The sequence below is a fragment of the Micromonospora coriariae genome, from assembly GCF_900091455.1.
Taxonomy (GTDB): domain Bacteria; phylum Actinomycetota; class Actinomycetes; order Mycobacteriales; family Micromonosporaceae; genus Micromonospora; species Micromonospora coriariae.
The window spans coordinates 1,710,708-1,731,384 of sequence record NZ_LT607412.1 but is presented as its reverse complement, the minus strand read 5'-3'; the positions used below and the strand labels follow the sequence as shown (position 1 = coordinate 1,731,384).

At 72.6% G+C, this 20,677-nt stretch carries 18 protein-coding genes; 15 read left to right on the top strand and 3 right to left on the bottom strand.

The features are described 5' to 3' along the window. Window positions 1-46: 46 nt before the first annotated feature. Window positions 47-1,318, bottom strand: a complete 1,272-nt coding sequence (gene gabT / locus GA0070607_RS08000) for a 4-aminobutyrate--2-oxoglutarate transaminase (RefSeq protein WP_089017623.1) — start codon at window positions 1,316-1,318, stop codon at window positions 47-49. Window positions 1,319-1,323: 5 nt separating this feature from the next. Further along, window positions 1,324-2,760 (bottom strand): gamma-aminobutyraldehyde dehydrogenase, encoded by a 1,437-nt coding sequence (locus tag GA0070607_RS07995; RefSeq protein WP_089017622.1) that lies wholly within the window; start codon window positions 2,758-2,760, stop codon window positions 1,324-1,326. Window positions 2,761-2,901: 141 nt separating this feature from the next. On the opposite strand from GA0070607_RS07995, the gene GA0070607_RS07990 reads away from it, so the two are divergent. After that, on the top strand, window positions 2,902-4,341 hold the full coding sequence (locus tag GA0070607_RS07990; RefSeq protein ID WP_089017621.1) for an aldehyde dehydrogenase family protein: 1,440 nt from the start codon (window positions 2,902-2,904) through the stop codon (window positions 4,339-4,341). Here the strand turns inward: GA0070607_RS07990 and GA0070607_RS07985 are convergent. Beyond that, window positions 4,336-5,580 (bottom strand): SUKH-3 domain-containing protein, encoded by a 1,245-nt coding sequence (locus GA0070607_RS07985; RefSeq protein ID WP_089017620.1) that lies wholly within the window; start codon window positions 5,578-5,580, stop codon window positions 4,336-4,338. The genes GA0070607_RS07990 and GA0070607_RS07985 overlap by 6 nt on opposite strands. A 78-nt stretch (window positions 5,581-5,658) precedes the next feature. Between GA0070607_RS07985 and GA0070607_RS07980 the strand changes: the two genes are divergently transcribed. From GA0070607_RS07980 to ahcY, 14 genes are all read left to right on the top strand, one after another. Next, the gene (locus GA0070607_RS07980) at window positions 5,659-6,081 is read left to right on the top strand and encodes a YbaB/EbfC family nucleoid-associated protein (protein ID WP_089017619.1); all 423 of its coding nucleotides are present in this window, start codon (window positions 5,659-5,661) and stop codon (window positions 6,079-6,081) included. Then, window positions 6,078-6,410, top strand: a complete 333-nt coding sequence (locus GA0070607_RS07975; protein ID WP_089017618.1) for a hypothetical protein — start codon at window positions 6,078-6,080, stop codon at window positions 6,408-6,410. The genes GA0070607_RS07980 and GA0070607_RS07975 overlap by 4 nt, the downstream gene beginning before the upstream one ends. Window positions 6,411-6,426: 16 nt before the next feature. Continuing rightward, window positions 6,427-10,725: a toxin glutamine deamidase domain-containing protein gene (locus GA0070607_RS07970; RefSeq protein WP_089017617.1), complete on the top strand. Its 4,299-nt coding sequence runs from the start codon at window positions 6,427-6,429 to the stop codon at window positions 10,723-10,725. Continuing rightward, window positions 10,722-11,162, top strand: a complete 441-nt coding sequence (locus GA0070607_RS07965) for a hypothetical protein (protein ID WP_089017616.1) — start codon at window positions 10,722-10,724, stop codon at window positions 11,160-11,162. The genes GA0070607_RS07970 and GA0070607_RS07965 overlap by 4 nt, the downstream gene beginning before the upstream one ends. 173 nt (window positions 11,163-11,335) lie before the next feature. Next, window positions 11,336-11,437 (top strand): mycothiol transferase, encoded by a 102-nt coding sequence (locus tag GA0070607_RS07960; RefSeq protein WP_231930904.1) that lies wholly within the window; start codon window positions 11,336-11,338, stop codon window positions 11,435-11,437. 27 nt (window positions 11,438-11,464) lie between these two features. Then, window positions 11,465-11,743: a hypothetical protein gene (locus tag GA0070607_RS07955; protein WP_157743108.1), complete on the top strand. Its 279-nt coding sequence runs from the start codon at window positions 11,465-11,467 to the stop codon at window positions 11,741-11,743. 158 nt (window positions 11,744-11,901) lie between these two features. Continuing rightward, entirely contained in the window at window positions 11,902-12,534 is a 633-nt protein-coding gene (locus tag GA0070607_RS07950) for an endonuclease V (protein ID WP_089017613.1), read from the top strand. A gap of 163 nt (window positions 12,535-12,697) precedes the next feature. Then, window positions 12,698-13,756 carry a hypothetical protein gene (locus GA0070607_RS07945; protein ID WP_197701247.1) on the top strand — a complete coding sequence of 353 codons (1,059 nt, stop codon included), beginning with the start codon at window positions 12,698-12,700 and terminating at the stop codon, window positions 13,754-13,756. A 68-nt stretch (window positions 13,757-13,824) separates the two neighbouring features. Continuing rightward, window positions 13,825-15,210: a phosphomannomutase/phosphoglucomutase gene (locus tag GA0070607_RS07940; RefSeq protein WP_089017612.1), complete on the top strand. Its 1,386-nt coding sequence runs from the start codon at window positions 13,825-13,827 to the stop codon at window positions 15,208-15,210. Between the two features lie 61 nt (window positions 15,211-15,271). Then, a complete protein-coding gene (locus GA0070607_RS07935; protein ID WP_030490836.1) occupies window positions 15,272-15,457 on the top strand; it encodes a Trm112 family protein in 186 nt (61 codons plus the stop codon). Next, a complete protein-coding gene (locus tag GA0070607_RS07930; RefSeq protein WP_089017611.1) occupies window positions 15,454-16,650 on the top strand; it encodes an SIS domain-containing protein in 1,197 nt (398 codons plus the stop codon). The genes GA0070607_RS07935 and GA0070607_RS07930 overlap by 4 nt, the downstream gene beginning before the upstream one ends. 58 nt (window positions 16,651-16,708) lie before the next feature. Then, the gene (locus GA0070607_RS07925) at window positions 16,709-17,716 is read left to right on the top strand and encodes a cation diffusion facilitator family transporter (RefSeq protein WP_089017610.1); all 1,008 of its coding nucleotides are present in this window, start codon (window positions 16,709-16,711) and stop codon (window positions 17,714-17,716) included. A gap of 3 nt (window positions 17,717-17,719) precedes the next feature. After that, window positions 17,720-18,883 carry a mannose-6-phosphate isomerase, class I gene (manA, locus tag GA0070607_RS07920; RefSeq protein ID WP_089017609.1) on the top strand — a complete coding sequence of 388 codons (1,164 nt, stop codon included), beginning with the start codon at window positions 17,720-17,722 and terminating at the stop codon, window positions 18,881-18,883. A gap of 275 nt (window positions 18,884-19,158) precedes the next feature. Next, complete coding sequence (gene ahcY, locus GA0070607_RS07915; protein ID WP_089017608.1) at window positions 19,159-20,658, top strand: adenosylhomocysteinase; 1,500 nt, start codon at window positions 19,159-19,161, stop codon at window positions 20,656-20,658. Window positions 20,659-20,677 lie beyond the last annotated feature (19 nt).

Genomic DNA, 20,677 nt, shown 5'->3' with positions numbered 1-20,677 from the left:
GGTCCCTTGTTATACACCAGGCGTTAACAAGGGGCCCTTCCTTCGGTCAGCCGAAGGCGGCGTCGAGGATGTCCGCGCCCCGGGTCAGGTGGGCGTCGGAGATCACCAGCGGGGGCAGGAAGCGCAGCACGTTGCCGTACGTGCCGCAGGTCAGGGTGAGCAGGCCGGCGGCGTGGCAGGCGGCCGAGATCGCCGCCGTGGCCGACGGGTCGGGGATGAGCGTGCCGGGCTGCACCAGCTCGACGGCGAGCATCGCGCCGCGACCGCGTACCTCGGCGATCCGGGGGTCCCGCTCGGCGATGGCCCGTAGCCGGGGTGTCAGCACGGCGTCGATCCGACGGGCCGCGCCGGCCAGGTCCAGCTCGTGCATGGTCTCGATGGTGGCCAGCGCGGCAGCGCAGGCGAGCGGGTTGCCGCCGTACGTGCCGCCGAGCCCGCCGACGTGCACCGCGTCCATCAGCTCGGCCCGGCCGGTCACCGCCGCCAGGGGCAGGCCGCCGGCGATGCCCTTGGCCAGGGTGACCAGGTCGGGCTCGACGCCCTCGTGCTGGCAGGCGAACCAGTCGCCGGTACGGCAGAAGCCGGTCTGGATCTCGTCGGCGACGAAGACCACCCCGGCCGCCCTCGCCCAGCGGCTCAGTGCCGGCAGGAAACCCGGCGCGGGCACCACGAAGCCGCCCTCGCCCTGGATCGGCTCGATCAGCAGCGCGGCGACGTTCTCCGCGCCGACCTGCTTCTCGATCATCTCGATGGCCCGCGCCGCCGCGTCCGCGCCGGACAGCCCGCCGTCGCGCAGCGGGTACGACATCGGCACCCGGTAGATCTCACCCGCGAACGGCCCGAACCGGTGCTTGTACGGCATGTTCTTCGCGGTCAACGCCATGGTCAGGTTGGTCCGGCCGTGGTACGCGTGGTCGAAGACCACGACCGCCGGCCGCCCGGTGGCGTGTCGGGCGATCTTCACGGCGTTCTCCACCGCCTCGGCGCCGGAGTTGAACAGGGCCGAGCGCTTCTCGAATCCGCCCGGCGTCAGCGCGTTGAGCTGCTCGCACACCGCCACGTACGACTCGTACGGCGCGACCATGAAGCAGGTGTGGGTGAACCTCTCGACCTGCGCGCGTACCGCCTCGACCACCTTCGGCGCGGAGTTGCCGACGCTGGTCACCGCGATGCCGGCGGCGAAGTCGATCCACTCCCGGCCGTCGACGTCGGTGAGGGTCCCTCCACCAGCTCTGTCCACGTAGGACGGAATGACGCTACCGACGCCCCGGGCGACCGCCGCCCCGCGCCGCTTGTGCAGCTCTTCGGATGAGGTCACAGGTATCAGCTCTCGATGTTGTGCATGACGTGCTTGATCCGGGTGTAGTCCTCCAGGCTGTAGACCGAGAGGTCCTTGCCGTGCCCGGAGTGCTTGAATCCGCCGTGCGGCATCTCGGAGACGAACGGGATGTGCGTGTTCACCCAGACGCAGCCGAAGTCCAGCCGCCGGGTCATCCGCATCGCCCGGCCGTGGTCCCTCGTCCAGACCGACGCCGAGAGGCCGTAGTCGACGCCGTTGGCCCAGCGCACCGCCTCGTCCTCGTCGGAGAACCGCTGCACGGTGATCACCGGCCCGAACACCTCGTCCTGGATGATCTCGTCGGCCTGGCGCAGCCCGGAGACCACGGTCGGCGCGTAGAAGTAGCCGCGCTCGCCCTGGCGGGAGCCGCCGGTCTGGATCGCCGCGTGGTCCGGCAGCCGGTCGACGAAACCGCTGACCCGGGCGAGCTGGTTGGCGTTGTTCAGCGGGCCGTAGAGCACGTCGGCGTCGTCCGGTGCGCCGGTCTTCGTGGAGCGGGCCTGCTCGGCGAGCGCCGCCACGAAGTCGTCGTGGATGCCCGGCCCGGCCAGCACCCGGGTGGCCGCCGTGCAGTCCTGCCCGGCGTTGAAGTAGCCGCCCAGCGCGATGGCCTCGGCGGCCGCCGCCACGTCCGCGTCGTCGAAGATCACCACCGGGGCCTTGCCGCCCAGTTCCAGGTGGGTCCGCTTCAGGTCGGGGGCCGCCGCGGCGGCGACCTCCATGCCCGCGCGGGTCGAGCCGGTGATCGACACCAGCTGCGGGGTCGGATGCGAGACGAGGGTACGACCGGTGTCCCGGTCCCCGCAGACCACGTTGAACACTCCCGGTGGGAAGAACTCCGCGGCGATCTCGGCGAGCAGCAGCGTCGACACCGGCGTGGTGTCCGACGGCTTGAGCACCACCGTGTTGCCGGCGGCGAGCGCCGGGGCGATCTTCCAGACCGCCATCATCAGCGGGTAGTTCCACGGGGTGACCTGGGCGCAGACGCCGATCGGCTCGCGTCGCACGTACGAGGTGTGCCCGGCCATGTACTCCCCGGCGGACCGCCCCTCCAGCAGTCGGGCGGCGCCGGCGAAGAAGCGGAACTGGTCCACCGCCGGCGGCAGTTCCTCCTCGGCGGTGAGCTGGCGCGGCTTGCCGGTGTTGCGGACCTCGGCGTCGACCAGCTCCGCCGCCCGAGCCTCCACGGCGTCGGCGAGCTTGAGCATCGCCCGCTGCCGCTCGGCGGGGGTGACCTCCCGCCAGCTCTCGAAGGCGGTCGCGGCGGCGGTCATCGCCGCGTCCACGTCCGCCGCGCCGGAGACCGGGGTCTGGGCGAACACCTCACCGGTGCAGGGGTCGATCAGGTCGGCGTAGCCACCGTCGGCCGGTTCGACGTAGGAGCCGTTGACGAAGTTGCGCAGCTGCTGCTGGTCACTCATGGCTGGGTCTCTCCGAGGGGGGCCGGGTGCGGTCTGCGGTGGTTATCGCAATCTGTCTGCCATCTTGGCTACTGAATTCGCGGCAGACAAGGGCTGCGGCGACTGTTTCCGTCGGCTGCTTCCTCGTCTACGCTGCTCGGCGTGGAGCCCGCACCCTTCTTCGTCGCCTCCCGCCCCGCCCACGGCGAGGGCGAGCTGACCGTCCACCACCCGTACGACGGTCGACCGGTGGGACGTACCACCCTCGCCACCGCCGACCAGGTCGAGGCCGCCGTCGCCGCGGCCGCCGGAGTGGCCACGCAGGCCGCGGCCCTACCCGCGCACGCCCGCGCGGCGGCCCTGGACCACGTCTCCCGGCGGCTCGCCGAACGCGCCGACCCGGTCGCCGCCCTGATCACCGCCGAGAACGGCAAGCCGCTGAAATGGGCCCGCGCCGAGGTCGGGCGGGCCGTCTCCACCTTCCGCTGGGCTGCCGAGGAGGCCCGCAGGTTCTCCGGTGAGCTGCAACGCCTCGACACCGACCCGACCGCCAGCGGGCGGATCGCGCTGGTCCGGCGAGTGCCGAGAGGGCCCGTGCTGGGCATCGCGCCGTTCAACTTTCCGCTCAACCTGGTCGCGCACAAGGTGGCACCGGCCATCGCGGTCGGCGCGCCGATCATCGTCAAGCCCGCTCCGGCGACACCGCTGTCCGCGCTGCTGCTCGGCGAACTGCTGGCCGAGACCGACCTGCCGGCCGGCATGTTCTCGGTCCTGCCGCTGCCGAACTCCCGCGCCGCCGAACTGGTCACCGATCCCCGGCTGCCGGTCGTGTCGTTCACCGGGTCCGGGCCGGTCGGCGCGGTCATCCGTCGGCAGGCGCCGGAGAAGCACGTGACGCTGGAGCTGGGCGGCAACGCGGCCGCGGTGATCTGCGCGGACTGGACGGCGGACGAGGACCTGGCCTTCGCCGCGCAGCGGATCGCCACCTTCGCCAACTACCAGGCCGGCCAGTCGTGCATCGCCGTCCAACGGGTGTACGTGCACCACGACCTCTTCGCCGACTTCCTGCCCCGGCTTGTGGCGGCGGTGCGCGCGCTGCGCACCGGGGACCCCGCCTCCGAGCAGACGGACGTGGGCCCGATGGTGTCCGAGGACGCGGCCCGCCGGGTCGAGACGTGGGTGGCCGAGGCGGTGGCTGCCGGCGCGACCGTCCAGGTGGGCGGCGAGCGCGACGGCGCGACATACCCTCCGACGGTCCTCACCGGCGTGCCGGCGGGCGCCAAGGTGGTCGCCGAGGAGGTGTTCGGCCCGGTGCTCGTGGTCGCCCCCGTCGCCGACGACCAGGCCGCGTTCACCGCGGTCAACGATTCGGCGTACGGGTTGCAGGCGGGCGTGTTCACCCGGCGCCTGGACGTGGCCTTCTCCGCCGCGCGGTCGCTGGAGGTGGGCGGGGTGATCGTCGGAGACGTGCCGTCGTACCGGGCGGACCAGATGCCGTACGGCGGCGTCAAGGGCAGCGGCGTGGGCCGGGAGGGGCTGCGCAGCGCGATGGACGACTACACCGAGCCACGGGTCATGGTGCTGACCGGCCTGGCGCTATAGGGCGCCCTGCCAGGTGCCGTCGTCACGGACCCGGGCGGGGGCGCGGCCGAGCAGCAGGGTGGTGAGCGCGGCGTCGATGGTGTCGCCGAGGAACCACTCGCCGGCCTGGTCCAGTGCGAAGACCCGGCCACGCTCGTCCACCGCAAGGATGCTGTCCTGCTGCTCGGTGCCGATCGGAAAGAGCCGTACGCCGAGCACCGCCCCGAAGTCGGCGAGCGTGTCGGCGGTGTGCGCGATGGTGTGCGGGCGGATGTCGAAGCGGGAGATCCGCACCTGCTCGCCCGGGCCTCGCCGCGCGCCGACCAGGCTGGGGAACGCGGTCAGCGCCTCCACGGCGGCCGGGAAGGCCGCGTGCCGGTGGGCCCGTCCCGGCACGGCGGTGACGTCCCGCACCGCCGCGGCGGCCATGATCTGATCCCCGATGTGCGGTCGCCAACCGGCCGCCACCAGCGCGTTGGCGACGTCGGGCGGAAAGCGGCCCGGGTCGGGGTCGGGCGCGGGCTCCGGTCGCCACGGCTGCGAGAAGGCCCGATGCGATATCGGCAGCACGTTGGCGTGCACGAGGAAGTTGACGCACGAATCGCAGGGGCGTTCCGCCGGGCCGCCAGCGGGGTCGCCCGGCTCACGGATCCGGAAGGTCTCGAACCGGGCGTCCTCCAGCAGCGTCGCCGCCTCGCCCGGACCCATCGGGGCGATGCCCTCGGCGGTCCGCCGGTGGTCGTACTCGTGCAGGACGTCGGAGACGACGATCAGCTCGGCGTGCCGGTCGCCGCCGCGGACCAGCGCACCGGCCGGCAACTCGTCGAGGTATGCCCGCACCAGCGGATGGTGACGCGGTCGTCCGTCCCCCTTCGCGCCCTGGGCCGTCCAGATCCGGCCCCCCACTGTCAGGTGCGCGACGGTGTCCGGGGTCGGCAGCCGGTGGATCTCCCGCAGTAGCCGGCCCTCCGGGTCGACGGTGCGGGGAGCGGTGGGACCGTCGGGCCGGCTGCGCCGGTACATCTCCGCCACCACCTGCGTCGGCACCCTGGGCCAGGTGGTCACCTCGCCGGTCGCCTTGTCGACGACGGTGGTCGGCAGGTCACCGGGGAGCGCACGCTCTCGGGTGGCCACAGCGGACAGGATGACGTAGCCGAGGTCGAACTCGTCGACCGTCGGCGTGCACTCGTAGCCGAGCCGCAGCGAATCCCGATGGGCCCAGGCGGCCGCGAGCTGCTCGGCCTGTTGACGGTCGATCACGCACCGAAACTACCGGACTACGCGGACCGGTGGCAGCCGGTATGGTTCGGCCTACCGACGGTGACGGGAGGAGCGGCGGTGAGCGAACGCGTGGACCGGGACGCCAATCGCGAGCTACGGGCCCGATTCGACGACGTGTACGGCCAGTACCAGCAGCTCAGGTCCAAGTTGGACGATCTGCGGACGCGGCTGGCCGAGCTGCGGGTGACCCGGCGGTCCGCCGACGGCCAGGTGAGCGCGACCGTCGGCGCCCGGGGTGAGCTGGTCGCCGTGGAGCTGGACCCGGCCGTCTACCGGGACCGGAATGCCGAGGCGCTGAGCCGGAAGATCACCGAAACGGTCCGCGCCGCCACGGTCGCCGCCACCGAAGCCACCCGTGAACTGGTCACCGCCAGCATGCCCGCAGGCTCCGGGTCGGCGGAGTTCCTGCGCACCGGGGATTACGGTGCCCTGCTCGGCCGCGCCGACGCCGTGCTCGGGCGGCGCGAGGAGTCGTCGTGACCGATGGGCAGCTCTGGCTCGATCCGGCGCGGGCCCGCCGGGGCGGTGCCGACCTGGCCCTCGCCGGCGAGGCGGTGACCGCCCGCCGCGCGGCGGAGGGCGGCGAGATCGAGGCCGCCAGCGGCGCCCGGCCCTGGGGCCAAGACGACATCGGCGCCGCGTTCGAGCGGAGCTACCGCGGCATCGAGCAGACCGTGCTGCGGGCCTGGACGGGCGTCGGGCACCGGCTCACCGAGCTGGGCACCGACGTGGTCCTCGCGGTCGACGCGAGCGTGCAGACCGACGGCGCCAGCTCCGCCCGGCTCGACCGGGCCGCCGACCAGCGCTGACGGCGGGGCGATCCGGATGAGCGTGCTGCCCAGCCCGATTCCGCACCCACTGGACTACGCACCCTGGGACGTGCCCGGCTGGATCTACGAGGCCCTCGACTGGGCGGTCGGCGTGCAGTGGCCGGAGGGGAACGAGCGGGCCGTCTGGGACGTCGCCGACCGGTGGTACGACGTCGCCGCAGTACTCGCCGGCCCGCACACCGACGCGGCCGCGGCCGCCGCCGAGGTGCGCAGCGGATACGGCGGCGTCGGAATGGTCGACGCCGCGTTCGAGGCGGCCTGGCGGGGGATCGCGGACGGCGACGACGCGCCGCTGCCGGTGCTGCTCGCGGTCACCGCCGACCTGGGCCGCCTGGTCGAGGAGTGTGGCTGCGACATCGAGGGCGCCAAGCTGGAAGTCTGGATCGAGCTGGGCATCCTGGTCATCGAGCTGCTCTCGGTGGCGGTGGCAGCGCTGCTCACCGCCGGTGCCGCATCCCCGGCGGCGGGCGCGGCGATCACCGCGACCCGGCTGCTGATCCAGCAGATCGTCAAACGACTGACGGGGCAGCTGGCCGGCAAGTCCCTCCGGCACGGGCTCAAGGAAGCCGGCGAGCGGGCGGCCAAGGAGGTCACCCGGGGCGGTGTGCGCGGGCTCGCCACGCGAGCCGCCCGCGGAGGGCTGGAGGAGGCCGCCGAGGAGGCCGGGGTCAGCCTCGCCACCCAGGCGTACCAGAACTCGACCGGGCGTGCGCACGGCGTGGACCTGACCGACCTCGGCGCATCGGCGGTCGGCGGCCTCGCCGGCGGGGCGGTCGCGCCGCTGGCCGGCCTGGGTCGGCACGCGACCGGGCGCGCGGCGCGGGTCGGCGAGCACCTGGGTCGGGAGATGACCGGCGAGGTGCTCGCCGAGAGCGCCGCCAGCCTCGCCACCGGCCAGGGCCTGACCTCGGTGGAGGATGTGGCGCGGGCCGCCGCGTCCGGGGCCACCGGTTCGGCGACGGGGCAGGCCGACCGCGCGCTGCACGCTCGGCTCGACGCGCAGGCCGCCGCCCTCGCCGGCTCCCCACTCGGCCCCACCCTCACACCCGTCGCCCCGATGACCGGTGCCGGGCTGGCCTCTCCGGAGGCGGGCTCGTCCGCTGCGGCTTCGCCGGCAGTCGTTCCGTCGTCGGCGGTCCCGTCTTCGGCGGTTCCGTCTTCGGTGGTTCCGGCGCAGGCGTCGGCGGCGGCCGTCGCCGGGGTGGACGTCGTCGCCTCGGCGGTGCCGGTGGCGCCCGACCACACGTCGTCGCCGGTGGTCCCGCCCGAGCCCGGGCCGCCGCCGCTGGCCGCCGTCGGGCCGTCCGTAAACGGGGCGGCCCATCCGCTGCTCCCACCCGAGACCGGGCCGTCGTCGAACCAGCCGGGCGACGTCGCTGAGCGGCAGCCGGCCGAACGGCCGGGTGCACCGCCTCCGGTCGTGGCAGATCCGACGCTCACCCCCGCCGCAGCCGATCCCACCCTCTCCTCGGTCGCCGCGCCCATGCCCGCCACCCCCGATGCGAGCAGCGGGCCGGCCGCCGGTGTCGCCACCGGCAACCCGGCCAGCCCGCAGGCCACCACGCCGGGCGCGGTCGCGCCGACCATGACCGGCCCGCCGCCGCCGATCACGTCGACCGGCCCGGCGGCCGGCTCGCCGCCCGGTGTCGTGACCACCCCGGGTACGCCGGTGACCGGCGCTTGGAGCGCAACGGCCACCGGTTCGGCGCAGCATGGATCCACCGCCCGATCGCGCTTCCCGACGCGGGACGCCCCCGCGCCGATCCGCGTACCCGCCCAACCGGCTCGCGGCCGCGCGCCGATCCCCGCCGACGTGGCGGCGTCCGACGATCCGTCGCTGCCCGACCTCGAAAACAGCGACTGGTACGCGGCCCGGTGGGCCGCCGAGGCCGACGCCGTCGAGCGGCGGCGTTACCAGGGCTACTACGAGTCCCAGCGGACCTCGTTCGAGAACAACCGCCGGCAGTCCGAGGCCGATCGGTTGCGCACCCGGGCCGCCGAGCACGACCGACGGGCAGCCGAGTACGCCAGCTACGCCCGGCAGCTGCGCCAAACCGGGCATCCCCGCTGGGCCGACGGCTGGCAGCGGACCGCATACGACGAGCTGCGCGCGTACTCCGAATGCCATGACCTGGCCGACGCGGTGCTGGCCGGCACCACGGCGCCGCGGGTCGTGGACGTCGGCGACGCCCACTTCCGGCAGGCCAACGAGGACGTCGGCGCACTCGCACTCGGTGCTGTGGAGACCGTCGACCGGTCGGTGCTCACCGGCGACGACGTGCCACCGCCGATCGACGACACCCGGCCGTACGGGCGGCCCGGCGGGCTCCGTCCGCCGCTGGCCCTGCACCAGGTCGACGTCGAACGGCGGATGCCCCGCGAGCCGGACGGCACCGTCACCCGCACCGCCGACCCCCGCCGGGGCGGCTGGTTCCGGCTGCTGAACGACGGCGGCCCCCGCGCCGACGCGACCCGAGGCATCAACTGCCTGGACTGCACCCTGTCGTTGTTCGAGACGTGGGTGCACGGGCGACCGCGGGTGTCGGCGCCGCGCACCTTCGACGGCTACCTCGACGGTGACACCCGGCGCCCGATCCGGGGCGAGGCGGGCGGCCCGGGCCGGGTCGAGGACGTGACCGGCGGACGCTTCCAGCAACTCCTCGCCCCGCCCGCCGGCCAACTGCCGCACCCGGCGCAGGCACGGCGCACCGCCGAGCGGGGCTACGCCAACCTGCACGACCAACTGCTGCTGGGTGGCCACGGCAGCTACGCGTTCCTGGTCACCGAGTGGGCGCACGGTGGCTCGCACGCCTGGGTGGCGCTCAACCAGAACGGCACGGTGCTCTACGTCGACCCGCAGACCGGCCTCATCCGCGACCGGCCGTTGTACCCCGACGTGGTCGGCATCGACGCGCTGGTACTGAGCGGAGACGGCCGGCCGATGCCGCTCGGCGGGCTGCCCCGGGGCCGGTTCAGCGAACGCCCCGACCTGCCGGACCACCCACCGGCGCGCGACGACGGCGGCCAGGGCGACCCGTACATCAACCGGATGCACCTGCTGCTGGACGGTCCGGGCTCGGCTGATCCGGCCCTGACGTCACCGGACGGCGAACCTGCCGATGCTTCGTCCTCCGCTGATTCGATCGCCCGAGGCGGCCAGGCCCGGACGGTCTCGCTGGCCGGCAGCCTGGACGAGGTCTTCGCCGCTGGCGTGATTGCCGCTGAGTTCGCGGAGGCCGTGGACCCGCCGACCCTCCGCCGGTTGCTGCCGGAGTTGGACGAGGCCTCGGCCCGCGATGTGGCGCGGCTGTTCACCGACGTCCGGGTCCGCGACATGCTGGACAGCGCTGGGCGGGAGCCGCCGCACGCCGAGCCGAAACTGGCCGAGTTGCTGGTCAGGCAGCTGGTCCGGCAGCCGCGCCTGGCGCGGATAATCCTGACCACGCCCGAGCTGGCGACCTCGCTGACGGCCCGTCCGCTGACCCTGCTGCACCTGGCGACTCATCAGCAGGCCATCGACGTGCTGGCAGAGGTGCTCGACGACGTCTCCCAGCAGGACGCAGCAGAGTTGGGGCCGAGGAACACCCACGGGGTACCCCAGCCAGATCCGACCCCTCTCACCGACGAGCAGCGATTGATCAGCGCCAGCATTCGCGTGCGGCACGGTCTGGTCGCCCAGGCAGGATTCGACGACCGTCGGCGCGCCGACGGTACCTATGTAAGCCACTACCTCGACGACCTCTACTCGGCGGCGGCCGTGGCGCAAGTTGACCTGAACCAGCTCGCGGTGTCTCTGGCCCAAATCGGCGACCTGCGTGTCGGTGAGCCCGGCTGGCGTCCTCAACCAAAGGATCGTCGCCGTGCGCTGGACAAGGTGAACAAGCATCAGGGTGATGCGTCGAAGGTGCTCGACCTTGCCGCGGCGAAGGTCGAGTTTCGCTGTCTCGGTGATCTTTACGCGGCCCTGGCCCGGCTACGCGATCGCCCAGACGTCGTGATCGTGAGTTTTGAGGACCGATTCCTGTTTCCGATGAGCAGCGGCTACCGCGACGTGCAGCTCGGGCTGCGGATGCGCAACGGCCACATAGCTGAGTTCCGCCTGCACCTGGCCGCGCTTGATGCTGTCGCAGTTTGGGAGCATGTGCTTTATGAGGTGCGTCGCGACGTGGAAGCCCTCGCCCAGGGCCGACCCTTGACGGAACGTGAGCGAGCAATCGCAGATGGCCTTCGCCTTCGCGAGCAGCAGCTGTTCTGGCAGGCATTGCAGTCGACGTTCGAGGAGAAGCCCAAGTGACCGATGCACCCGGCAGCCTGAGGCTCCCCTCCTTCTATCTCTACTACCAGTCGCCCGTGAAGATCGTGGAGACCCCTGACGGTGGCGCCCGGGTCTGGCGCGTGGCTATCGACACCGGCGGGTGGCAGGAGAAGAACGACCTCTTCGTGGAAATCACCCTGGGCGTCGGCGGCGAAATTTTCGGCCGTACCAGGGAAGACTTCGTACAGGAGGTGGAAGCATTTCGGGCGCACTATCTGAGCGGTGAGGGGCCGATCTTCGCCCTCTATGAGACGGTGCGGTCCATTGAGGACCTGGCAGACGCCGAAGGGCGTCACCTGACGCCTAGAGAACAGGCTCTCATCCGAGGAATCCGACAGCGGACGTTCGTGATGTTCGAGGAGCAGCTCCGCGCCGTTGGCGATCCAGGCGCGGACCCCGACCTGGCGTCCAGTTAGGGAGGCGCAACCTTGGTACCGGACGACGATCCCGACTTCGACGGTGCGGTGGCCGATCCGGAGGTGGTCGCGCAGGCGTGGCGTGACTGGCGGTCGGAGGTGGACTTCGCCGAACGGTTCGTCGAGGCGTCCGATCTCGGGGTGCAGGGCGGCAGCCCAGGGGCAACACCATCGTGCTGCGTGAGCTGCTGGTGCACGTGATCGAGGAGTACGCGCGGCACAACGGCCACGCCGACCTGTTTCGCGAGCGGATCGACGGACGGGTCGGTCAGTGATCGGGGGCGGCCGAATAACATCGAGGGATGGCAGAGCCGAAGAGGGTGAACGGCAAGTCCCAGGCGTGGGCGTGGCCGGTGGGCATCCTGCTCGGTCTGGCGATCGGCATCCCCTCGTTTGGTTCGAAGGGCGGTGTCGCCTTCGGTGTCGCCATCGGCATCGCCTTCGCGATCGCCTTCGGTGCGACAGGGAAGCCTGCCGAGGGCCACACCGGCGACGCCGGCACCACCGGGAGCGGCCCGACTCGGGGCGGGCCGGAGGGCGACGCCGCTGGGGACGACGCCGACGGCCCGCGCCAAGGGTGATCGACTCCGGATCGGGGATATCGCGGCATCGAAGGCGGTGGGACAGCCCGATGTCGCCGATGTCGAGTGGATCATCGCAAGACGCCGCGGAGGCCCTACAGCAAGAGGCCGTACAGCAAGAGGCCGCACGGCAAGAGGCCGCACAGTACGAGGCCGCGGTGGCCGTACAGGAGGAGTTGCGGCCGCTGGTCGACCTGGTCGGGCCGGGGCCGACCGCGCCGGCCACGGTGGCTGGCCTGGACGTCGCGTACGCGAAGAGTGGTGACCTGCTCGCGGCGGCCGTGACAGTGCTGGACGCCCGGACGCTGGCCGTGGTGGACTCGGCGGTCAGCGTGGGCCGACCCGCGTTCGGCTACGTCCCGGGGTTGTTCGCCTTCCGTGAGCTGCCCGCGTTGCTCGCCGCGCTGGACCGGCTGACCACCTGCCCGGACCTGCTGGTCTGCGACGGGCACGGGCTGGCCCATCCGCGCCGGTTCGGGCTCGCCTGTCATCTCGGGGTGGTCACCGGTCTGCCCGCGATCGGGGTCGGGAAGACGCCGCTGGTCGGCGAGTGGGTTCCGCCGCCCACCGAGCGGGGTGCCTGGTCGCCGCTGCGCGACGGGGGAGACGTCGTCGGTCGGGTGCTGCGGACCCAGGCCGGGGTGAAGCCCGTCTTCGTCAGCGTCGGGCACCGGATGAGCCTGGCCAACGCCACCGCGCAGGTGCTCGCGCTGGCCCCGCGCTACCGGTTGCCGGAGACCACCCGTACCGCTGACCGGCTCTGCCGGGACGCTCTCGCGGCGGCGGTCTGACCAGTCGGAAACCGGCGGCGCGAGGCACCCGTAGCAGGTCGGCGGGTTGGGGTCGGAAACCGTAACGCCGCACACATGCGGGCCGCTCTATGACAGGTGGTGGGGGTGGCCCGGTAGTAGCCTGACCCGCGGACCCCACCCGGGGAGGAACGGTGAGGTGATCATGACGGTACGTCGGCGCGCGGCGCGTCTCGCGACGGTCTGCGGTCTGGTGGGCGGTCTGGTGATGCTCGGTGCGTCCCCCGCGCTGGCCGACGACGACTCGGTCCGGGTGGGTGCGGCCAGCAGCTTCGCCGCCGGCGGCTCCCCGCAGGGGGTGAACGTCGCGGTGCGCAAGCGCTCCGACGGGTGCGTCCTGCTGCGTAGCGCCCTGGGTCTGCGTCTTTCGGGCCTCGAGCCGGATCAGGTGAGGGTGCAGGTCAACGCGGGCGGGCGCTGGTTCCCGGTGCCCCTCACCGGTGGTGGTGGCAGCGTGGCGACCGCGCAGACCTCGCCGACGAAGCCGACCCTGTGCAAGGGCAAGGGCATCACAGTGCGGTACCGGGTGGCGTTCACCGCCGGCGCGCCGGCTGGCCGGCTCGCGGTGACCGGCGTGGCGCTCACCGCGACCGGTCACGAGTTGGGTCGGGGTTCCGACTCGTCGAGGCTGACCAGCCGGGCCTCGGCGTCGCCCACCCCGTCGAAGAAACCGTCGCCCACCCCGAGCGCGACCACCGAGGCCGCCCCGGCCGACGATGCGGTGAACCAGGCCGTGGTGGGTGGCGTCTCCGGCGCACCCGACACCACGGCGACCGCAGCCGAATCATCCGGCGGCTCGCCTGTGATGTTCTTCGGCATCGCGATGGTGGCGGTCGGCCTGCTGCTCATCGTGCTGCTGTTCCGTCGCTCGCGTCAGGACCGGAAGCCGGCCGACGGGCTGTCCGGGCCGCTGCCGGGCAACCCCGGTGGCACCACCTACCGCTCCGGGAGTGGGCCGCTGGCCGCGCCCGGCCAGCCTGGCCCGGTGTACGGGCAGCAGGCGCCGTCCGGCGGTTACACCGCGGTGCCGGCACCCCGGCCCGCGACCGGCGGGGTCTACGGCGCCCGGCCGGCCGGCCCCCCGTCGCCGCCCGACGCCACGCAGGCCATGCCGGGCACTCCGGATGGTCGGCCCGGCCCCGGCGACCCGCCCGCCGCCGCTGGTGGCGACCACACCGTGATCATGCCTCGGCTGCCCGGCTGAGCGGGGCCGGACCCGGACGCTCCGATACGCTCAGGTCCGGTGGAACCTGCGGCCAAGGAGCGAAAGCTGTGTCTGATCTGTCCCAGATCGTGAAGGCGTACGACGTCCGAGGGACGGTGCCGGACCAGTGGGACGAACGGGTCGCCGAAGCCCTCGGAGCCGCGTTCACCCAGCTGCTCAACAGCACCGACGAGCCGGGCGACGCGGTCGTCATCGGGTACGACATGCGGGCCACCTCGCCCGGGCTGGCCGCAGCCTTCGCCGCCGGCGTCCGCGCCGAGGGACGTTCGGTGATCGAGATCGGGCTGGCCTCCACCGACCTGCTCTACTTCGCGTCCGGCTCACTCGATCTGCCGGGTGCGATGTTCACCGCCAGTCACAATCCGGCGCAGTACAACGGCATCAAGATGTGCCGGTCGGGTGCCCGCCCGATCGGGCAGGACAGCGGTCTGGCGGAGATCCGTGAGCGGGCACAGGCCCTGCTGGACTCGGGCGAGGCCCGCCCGGCCGGCGATCCGGTCCGGCCGGCCGAGCGGCGCGACCTGCTGCCCGACTACGCCGCCTACCTGCGCAAGCTGGTCGACCTCTCCGGTATCCGGCCACTGAAGGTGGTGGTCGACGCCGGCAACGGGATGGGCGGATTCACGGTCCCCACCGTGCTCGGCGACGCCGCCCTGTCGGCCCTGCCGCTGGAGATCGTGCCGCTCTACTTCGAGCTGGACGGCACCTTCCCCAACCACGAGGCCAACCCACTGGATCCGGCGAACCTGGTCGACCTTCAGCGCGCGGTGGTCCAGCACGGAGCGGAAATCGGGCTCGCCTTCGACGGCGACGCCGACCGCTGCTTCGTGGTGGACGAGCGTGGTGAGCCCGTCTCACCGTCGGCGATCACGGCCATGGTGGCCGCACGGGAGCTGGCCAAGCACCCGGGTTCCACCGTGATCCACGGGCTGATCACCTCCAACGCGGTGCCGGAGATCATCCGGGAGCACGGCGGGGAGCCGGTGGTCGCCCGGGTCGGGCACTCCTTCATCAAGGCGGAGATGGCCCGCACCAACGCCGTCTTCGGCGGCGAGCACTCCGCGCACTACTACTTCCGGGACTTCTGGTTCGCCGACACCGGGATGCTCGCCGCGATGCACACGTTGGCCGCGCTCGGCGAGCAGTCGCTGCCGCTGTCCGTGCTGGCCGGCGAGTACGAGCGCTACATCGCCTCCGGTGAAATCAACTCGACGGTCGTCGACCAGACGGCGGCGGTGGCCGAGGTGCGGGCCGCGTACCCCGAGGCGGTGGCCGACGAGATGGACGGGCTCACCCTGCGTTTCCCGGACGGCGCCTGGTTCAACCTGCGAGCCTCCAACACGGAGCCGCTGCTGCGGCTCAACGTCGAGGCGCCCACCCGTGAGCGGATGGTCTCGCTCCGGGACGAGGTGCTGGGCCGGGTTCGCCGATAAGATCGCCTGCGCCGGTCGGCACCGCCGCCGGTGAAGCCGCACACGTGGAAGGAGCCGTGCCATGGCCCTGGATCCGCAGTTGCTCGAGATTCTCGCCTGTCCGGACACGCACCACGCCCCGCTGACCTACGACGCCGAGGCGCAGACGCTTACCTGTACGGAGTGCGGCCGGATCTTCGAGGTCCGTGACGACGTGCCGGTGCTGCTGCTCGACGAGGCGCGCGGCGGCCCCGGACAGCCGTCATGATCGACGGTACGGCCGGGGTCAGCGGACGCCGCGATGCCGACGAGGCCCTGCTCGACAGCCCGGAGGCGTTGGCCGAGCACGACCCGGGCGGCATGCTGCGGCACACCGCCTCGGCCGGCGCGCAGGTCCGTGAGTCGGCCGCGCTGGCCGCCGAGGCGAACCTGGCGGTGCTCGCCGACGACGGGCGGCCCCGGGCCGTGGTCATCGCCGGCATCGGCACCGCCGGGCGTACCGGGGACGTGCTGGCCACGGTCGCCGGGCCGCGCTGCCCGGTGCCGGTCATCGCGCACCGCAGCGCCGGCGTACCCGGTTGGGTCGGCGCGGCCGACGTGGTCATCGCGGTGAGCGCGTCCGGTCGTAGCCCGGAGGCGCTCGGCGCCGCCGAGGCGGCGCACCGGCGTGGCGCCCGGCTGGTCGCGGTGGGTGCCCCCGACTCGCAGTTGCAGTCGGTCGCCGAGCGGGCCCGGGCGCCGTTCATCCCGGTCCCCCGGCGCGCACCGGCCCGGGCGAGCCTCTGGGCGCTCACCGTGCCGGTCCTGCTCGCCGCCCGTTCGCTCGGGCTCGTGAAGGTCAACGAGGCGGACCTGGCGGAGACCGCGGCGCGGCTCGACGCGGACGCGGACCGCTGCCGCTCCACCGCGGAGTCCTTCGTCAACCCGGCGAAGTCGCTGGCCCTGGGCCTGGCCGGCTCGGTTCCGATCGTCTGGGGCTCGTCGCCGCTGGCCACCGTGGCGGCCCGCCGGTTCGGTGACACCCTGTCGGCGAACGCCCGCTACCCGGTGGTCACCGGGGCGCTCGGCGAGGCCGGCCGGGGCCGGGTCGGGCTGCTGGACGGCGTCTTCGGTGGTCTGGCCGAGGGGGAGCGGGACATCTTCGCCGATCCCGCGGAGGACGACGGCGAGGGCACCCGGCTGCGGCTGGTGCTGCTGCGCGACGGCGGGCTCAACGCCGAGGACGACACGGACGAGCCGCTGGCGGTCGAGGAGCGCCGCGCGGACGCGGTGCAGACCCTCGCCGAACGCCGCGGTGTGCGCTGCGACGTGGTGACCGCCGAGGGCGGGTCGGCGTTGGAGCGGCTGGCGTCGCTGATCGCCGTACCGGACTTCGCCTCGATCTACCTTGCCCTGGCCCACGGGCTCGACCCGATGGCGGTGCCGGCCATCACCGAGATGAAGGAGCTGTCGAACCAGTGAACGGATGTAGGCGGCGGCGCGGCACGCGCGGAGCCATGCGGCGAAGCGGAGCGGTGGCGTGAGCGCGAACGGCGGGACGAAGGCGATCGTCGCCGCCCTGCTGGCCAACATCGGCATCGCAGTCACCAAGTTCGTCGCGTTCCTGCTCTCCGGTTCGTCGTCGATGCTGGCCGAGTCGATCCACTCGGTCGCCGACTCCGGCAACCAGGGCCTGCTGCTGCTCGGTGGCAAGCGCGCCAGGCGGGAGGCGACCCCGCAGCACCCGTTCGGGTACGGCCGGGAGCGCTACATCTACGCGTTCATCGTGTCGATCGTGCTGTTCAGCGTCGGTGGCCTGTTCGCCCTGTACGAGGCGTACCACAAGTGGCACCACAAGGGGGGAATCGAGTCCTGGCACTGGTTGCCGGTGGTGGTGCTGGTGGCGGCGATCATCATGGAGTCGTTCTCCTTCCGGACCGCGATCAAGGAGTCCAACCACATCCGGGGCAACCAGTCCTGGGTGCGCTTCATCCGCCGCGCCAAGGCGCCGGAGTTGCCGGTGGTGCTGCTGGAGGACTTCGGCGCGCTGGTCGGCCTGGTGTTCGCGCTGTTCGGCGTCACCATGACGCTGATCACCGGCAACGGCGAGTGGGACGCGGCCGGCACCGCGATGATCGGCATCCTGCTGGTGACCATCGCCATCGTGCTGGCCATCGAGACCAAGAGCCTGCTGCTCGGTGAAGGTGCCGAGCAGCATGACCTGGACGCCATCGAGCGGGCGATCACCAACGGTCCAGAGGTCGAGCGGATCATCCACATGAAGACGCTCTACCTGGGCCCGGAGGAGCTGATGGTGGCCGCGAAGATCGGGGTGCCGGCCTGCGAGAGCGCTCAGGACCTGGCCCGGGGCATCAACGCCGCGGAGGCGCGGATCCGCGCCGCCGTGCCGATCGCCCGGGTGATCTATCTGGAGCCGGACATCTTCAGCGCCGCCGCCGCCGAGGCCGGCACCGGTGCCGCCGCCGACACCGCCGTACCGCAACCCGAGGGTGCGTCCGGCGAGGCGGCCGGGCGGCCCGGGGGCTGACGGGTGGAGCTGCTGTACGGGCCGATCCGGGACTACGCCTGGGGGTCCCGCTCCGCGATCGCCCTGCTGCAGGGGCGGCCGGTGCCCAGTGCCGGCCCGGAGGCGGAGCTGTGGCTGGGCGCCCACCCGGGCGCCCCGGCCAGCGTGGAGCGGGCGGGCCTCCGTGTCAGTCTCTGCGACCTGGTACGCGACGAGCCGGGGCAGTGGCTCGGCCAGCGGGTGTCCGAGCGCTTCGGCACCCGGCTGCCGTTCCTGCTCAAGGTGCTCGCCGCCGACGCTCCGCTGAGCCTGCAGGCCCACCCGGACGCCGAGCAGGCCCGCGTGGGCTACGCGGCGGACGCCGGGCGTCCGCCGGGGGAGCGCAACTACTCCGACCCGCACCACAAGCCGGAGCTGCTGGTGGCGCTCACCCCGTTCGAGGCGCTGTGCGGTTTCCGGGACCCGATGGTGTCGGCCGAGGCGCTCGCCGCGTTCGGCGTACCGGCGTTGGCGCCGGTGGTCGCGGCGTTGCGGACGGGGACGGTGGGGCTGCGCACCGCGGTGCAGACGCTGCTCGCCTGGCCGGTCTCCGAGCGCGACGAGTTGCTGGGCTCGGTGCTGGCGGCGTCGGCCGACGGCTCGGACGCGGAGCTGGCCCGCCGGCTGGCTGCGGCCTACCCGGGGGACCCGGGTGTGCTGGTCGCGCTGCTGCTGCACCACCTGCGCCTGACGCCGGGGGAGGCGATCTGGATGCCCGCCGGCAACCTGCACGCCTACCTGAGCGGCTGCGGAGTGGAGATCATGGCGGCCAGCGACAACGTGCTGCGCGGCGGGCTGACCCCGAAGCGGGTCGACGTCGACGAGCTGCTGCGGGTGCTGCGCTTCGAGGTGCTCGAGGATCCGGTACGGGCCGCTCAGCCGGTCGGGCCGGGGGTGGAGTGCTGGCCGGTGCCGGTGGACGACTTCGCGCTGCACCGGGTGCGGGTCGGGACGGTCGTGCCCTCGGTGACGCTGCCGCTTCCCGGCCCCCGGGTGGTGCTCTGCGGCGCCGGCTCGGTCACCGTGGACGACGGGGCGGGGGCGTTGACGCTCGTGTCCGGCCAGGCCGCGATCGGCACCGCGGCCGGCGAGCCGCTACGGATCAGCGGTGACGGTGAGGCCTACGTTGCCACCGCAGGACTGGGCTGACGTACCCGGCGCCACGCCGCAAGTCGGACTTTCCCGGAATAGCTTGACGCTGCTCTGGCTGAGTGTGACTCTATGAGTACGCAGCGTTATCGCGACGACGGTCCGACAACGTGCGGGGAACCAAACCGGGGGGATGCGCGGGGCGGCGGGAGTGGACGGTGTTTCCGTCCATCACCGACCGCCCCGTGCGCTGTCCGTCGACCGTCCCCCGGGCGCCCGTCGCTGGCGCGCGTAAGGTGGAGGGTCGGCGCAGACATCGTTCGACAGGAGCTTTCATGACCAGCACCCTCCCGGCGTCCGCCAGCGGTACGCCGTCCGAGGCCCGGCCGAGCACGCTCGCCGAAGGCGACTTCAAGGTGGCGGATCTGTCGCTCGCCGAGTTCGGGCGCAAGGAGATCCAGCTCGCCGAGCACGAAATGCCCGGCCTGATGTCGATCCGCCGGGAATTCGCCGAGGCACAGCCACTCGCCGGCGCGCGGATCACCGGCTCGCTGCACATGACCATCCAGACCGCCGTCCTGATCGAGACGTTGGTCGCGCTCGGCGCGCAGGTGCGCTGGGCGTCCTGCAACATCTTCTCCACCCAGGACCACGCCGCCGCCGCGATCGTCGTCGGCCCGAACGGCACCCCCGACGCCCCCGCCGGCGTCCCGGTCTACGCCTGGAAGGGCGAGAGCCTGCCGGAGTACTGGTGGTGCACCGAGCAGGTGCTCGCCTGGCCGGACGGGCAGGGCCCGAACATGATCCTCGACGACGGCGGCGACGCCACCCTGCTGGTGCACAAGGGCGCCGAGTTCGAGAAGGCCGGGGCCGTCCCGCCGGTCGAATCCGCGGACTCGGAGGAGTACGCGGTCATCCTCGAGCTGCTGCACCGCTCGCTCGGCGAGGACAACCAGCGCTGGACCCGGATCGCCTCCGGCATCAAGGGCGTCACCGAGGAGACCACCACCGGTGTGCACCGGCTCTACGAGATGCACCGCGCCGGCACGCTGCTCTTCCCGGCGATCAACGTCAACGACTCGGTGACCAAGAGCAAGTTCGACAACAAGTACGGCTGCCGGCACTCGCTGATCGACGGCATCAACCGGGCCACCGACGTGCTGATCGGCGGCAAGATGGCCGTCGTGATGGGCTACGGCGACGTGGGCAAGGGCTGCGCCGAGTCGCTGCGCGGCCAGGGCGCCCGGGTCGTGGTGACCGAGGTCGACCCGATCTGCGCGCTCCAGGCGGCGATGGACGGCTACCAGGTGGCCACCCTGGACGACGTGGTCGAGCAGGCGGACATCTTCATTACCGCCACCGGCTGCTTCGACGTCATCACAAACGAGCACATGGCCCGGATGAAGCACCAGGCCATCGTCGGCAACATCGGCCACTTCGACAACGAGATCGACATGGCCGGCCTGGCCAAGCGTCCCGACGTCGAGCGGGTCAACATCAAGCCGCAGGTCGACCTGTGGCGCTTCGCCGACGGCCACGCCATCATCGTGCTCTCCGAGGGCCGCCTGCTGAACCTGGGCAACGCCACCGGGCACCCGAGCTTCGTGATGTCGAACTCGTTCGCCAACCAGACGATCGCGCAGATCGAGCTGTTCACCAAGACCGAGGAGTACCCGATCGGCGTCTACGTGCTGCCCAAGCACCTGGACGAGAAGGTGGCCCGGCTGCACCTGGGCGCACTCGGCGCCAAGCTGAGCACGCTGACCAAGGAGCAGGCCGCCTACCTGGGCGTCTCCACCGAAGGGCCGTTCAAGCCGGACCACTACCGCTACTGATCGACGTTTCCGTACCGGG

Coding starts and splice junctions, on each gene's coding strand:
- ahcY (WP_089017608.1), top strand. CDS start 19,159: ATGACCAGCACCCTCCCGGCGTCCGCCAGCGGTACGCCGTCCGAGGCC.
- GA0070607_RS07930 (WP_089017611.1), top strand. CDS start 15,454: ATGATCGACGGTACGGCCGGGGTCAGCGGACGCCGCGATGCCGACGAG.
- GA0070607_RS07935 (WP_030490836.1), top strand. CDS start 15,272: ATGGCCCTGGATCCGCAGTTGCTCGAGATTCTCGCCTGTCCGGACACG.
- GA0070607_RS07945 (WP_197701247.1), top strand. CDS start 12,698: ATGACGGTACGTCGGCGCGCGGCGCGTCTCGCGACGGTCTGCGGTCTG.
- GA0070607_RS07955 (WP_157743108.1), top strand. CDS start 11,465: ATGGCAGAGCCGAAGAGGGTGAACGGCAAGTCCCAGGCGTGGGCGTGG.
- GA0070607_RS07970 (WP_089017617.1), top strand. CDS start 6,427: ATGAGCGTGCTGCCCAGCCCGATTCCGCACCCACTGGACTACGCACCC.
- GA0070607_RS07995 (WP_089017622.1), bottom strand. CDS start 2,760: ATGAGTGACCAGCAGCAGCTGCGCAACTTCGTCAACGGCTCCTACGTC.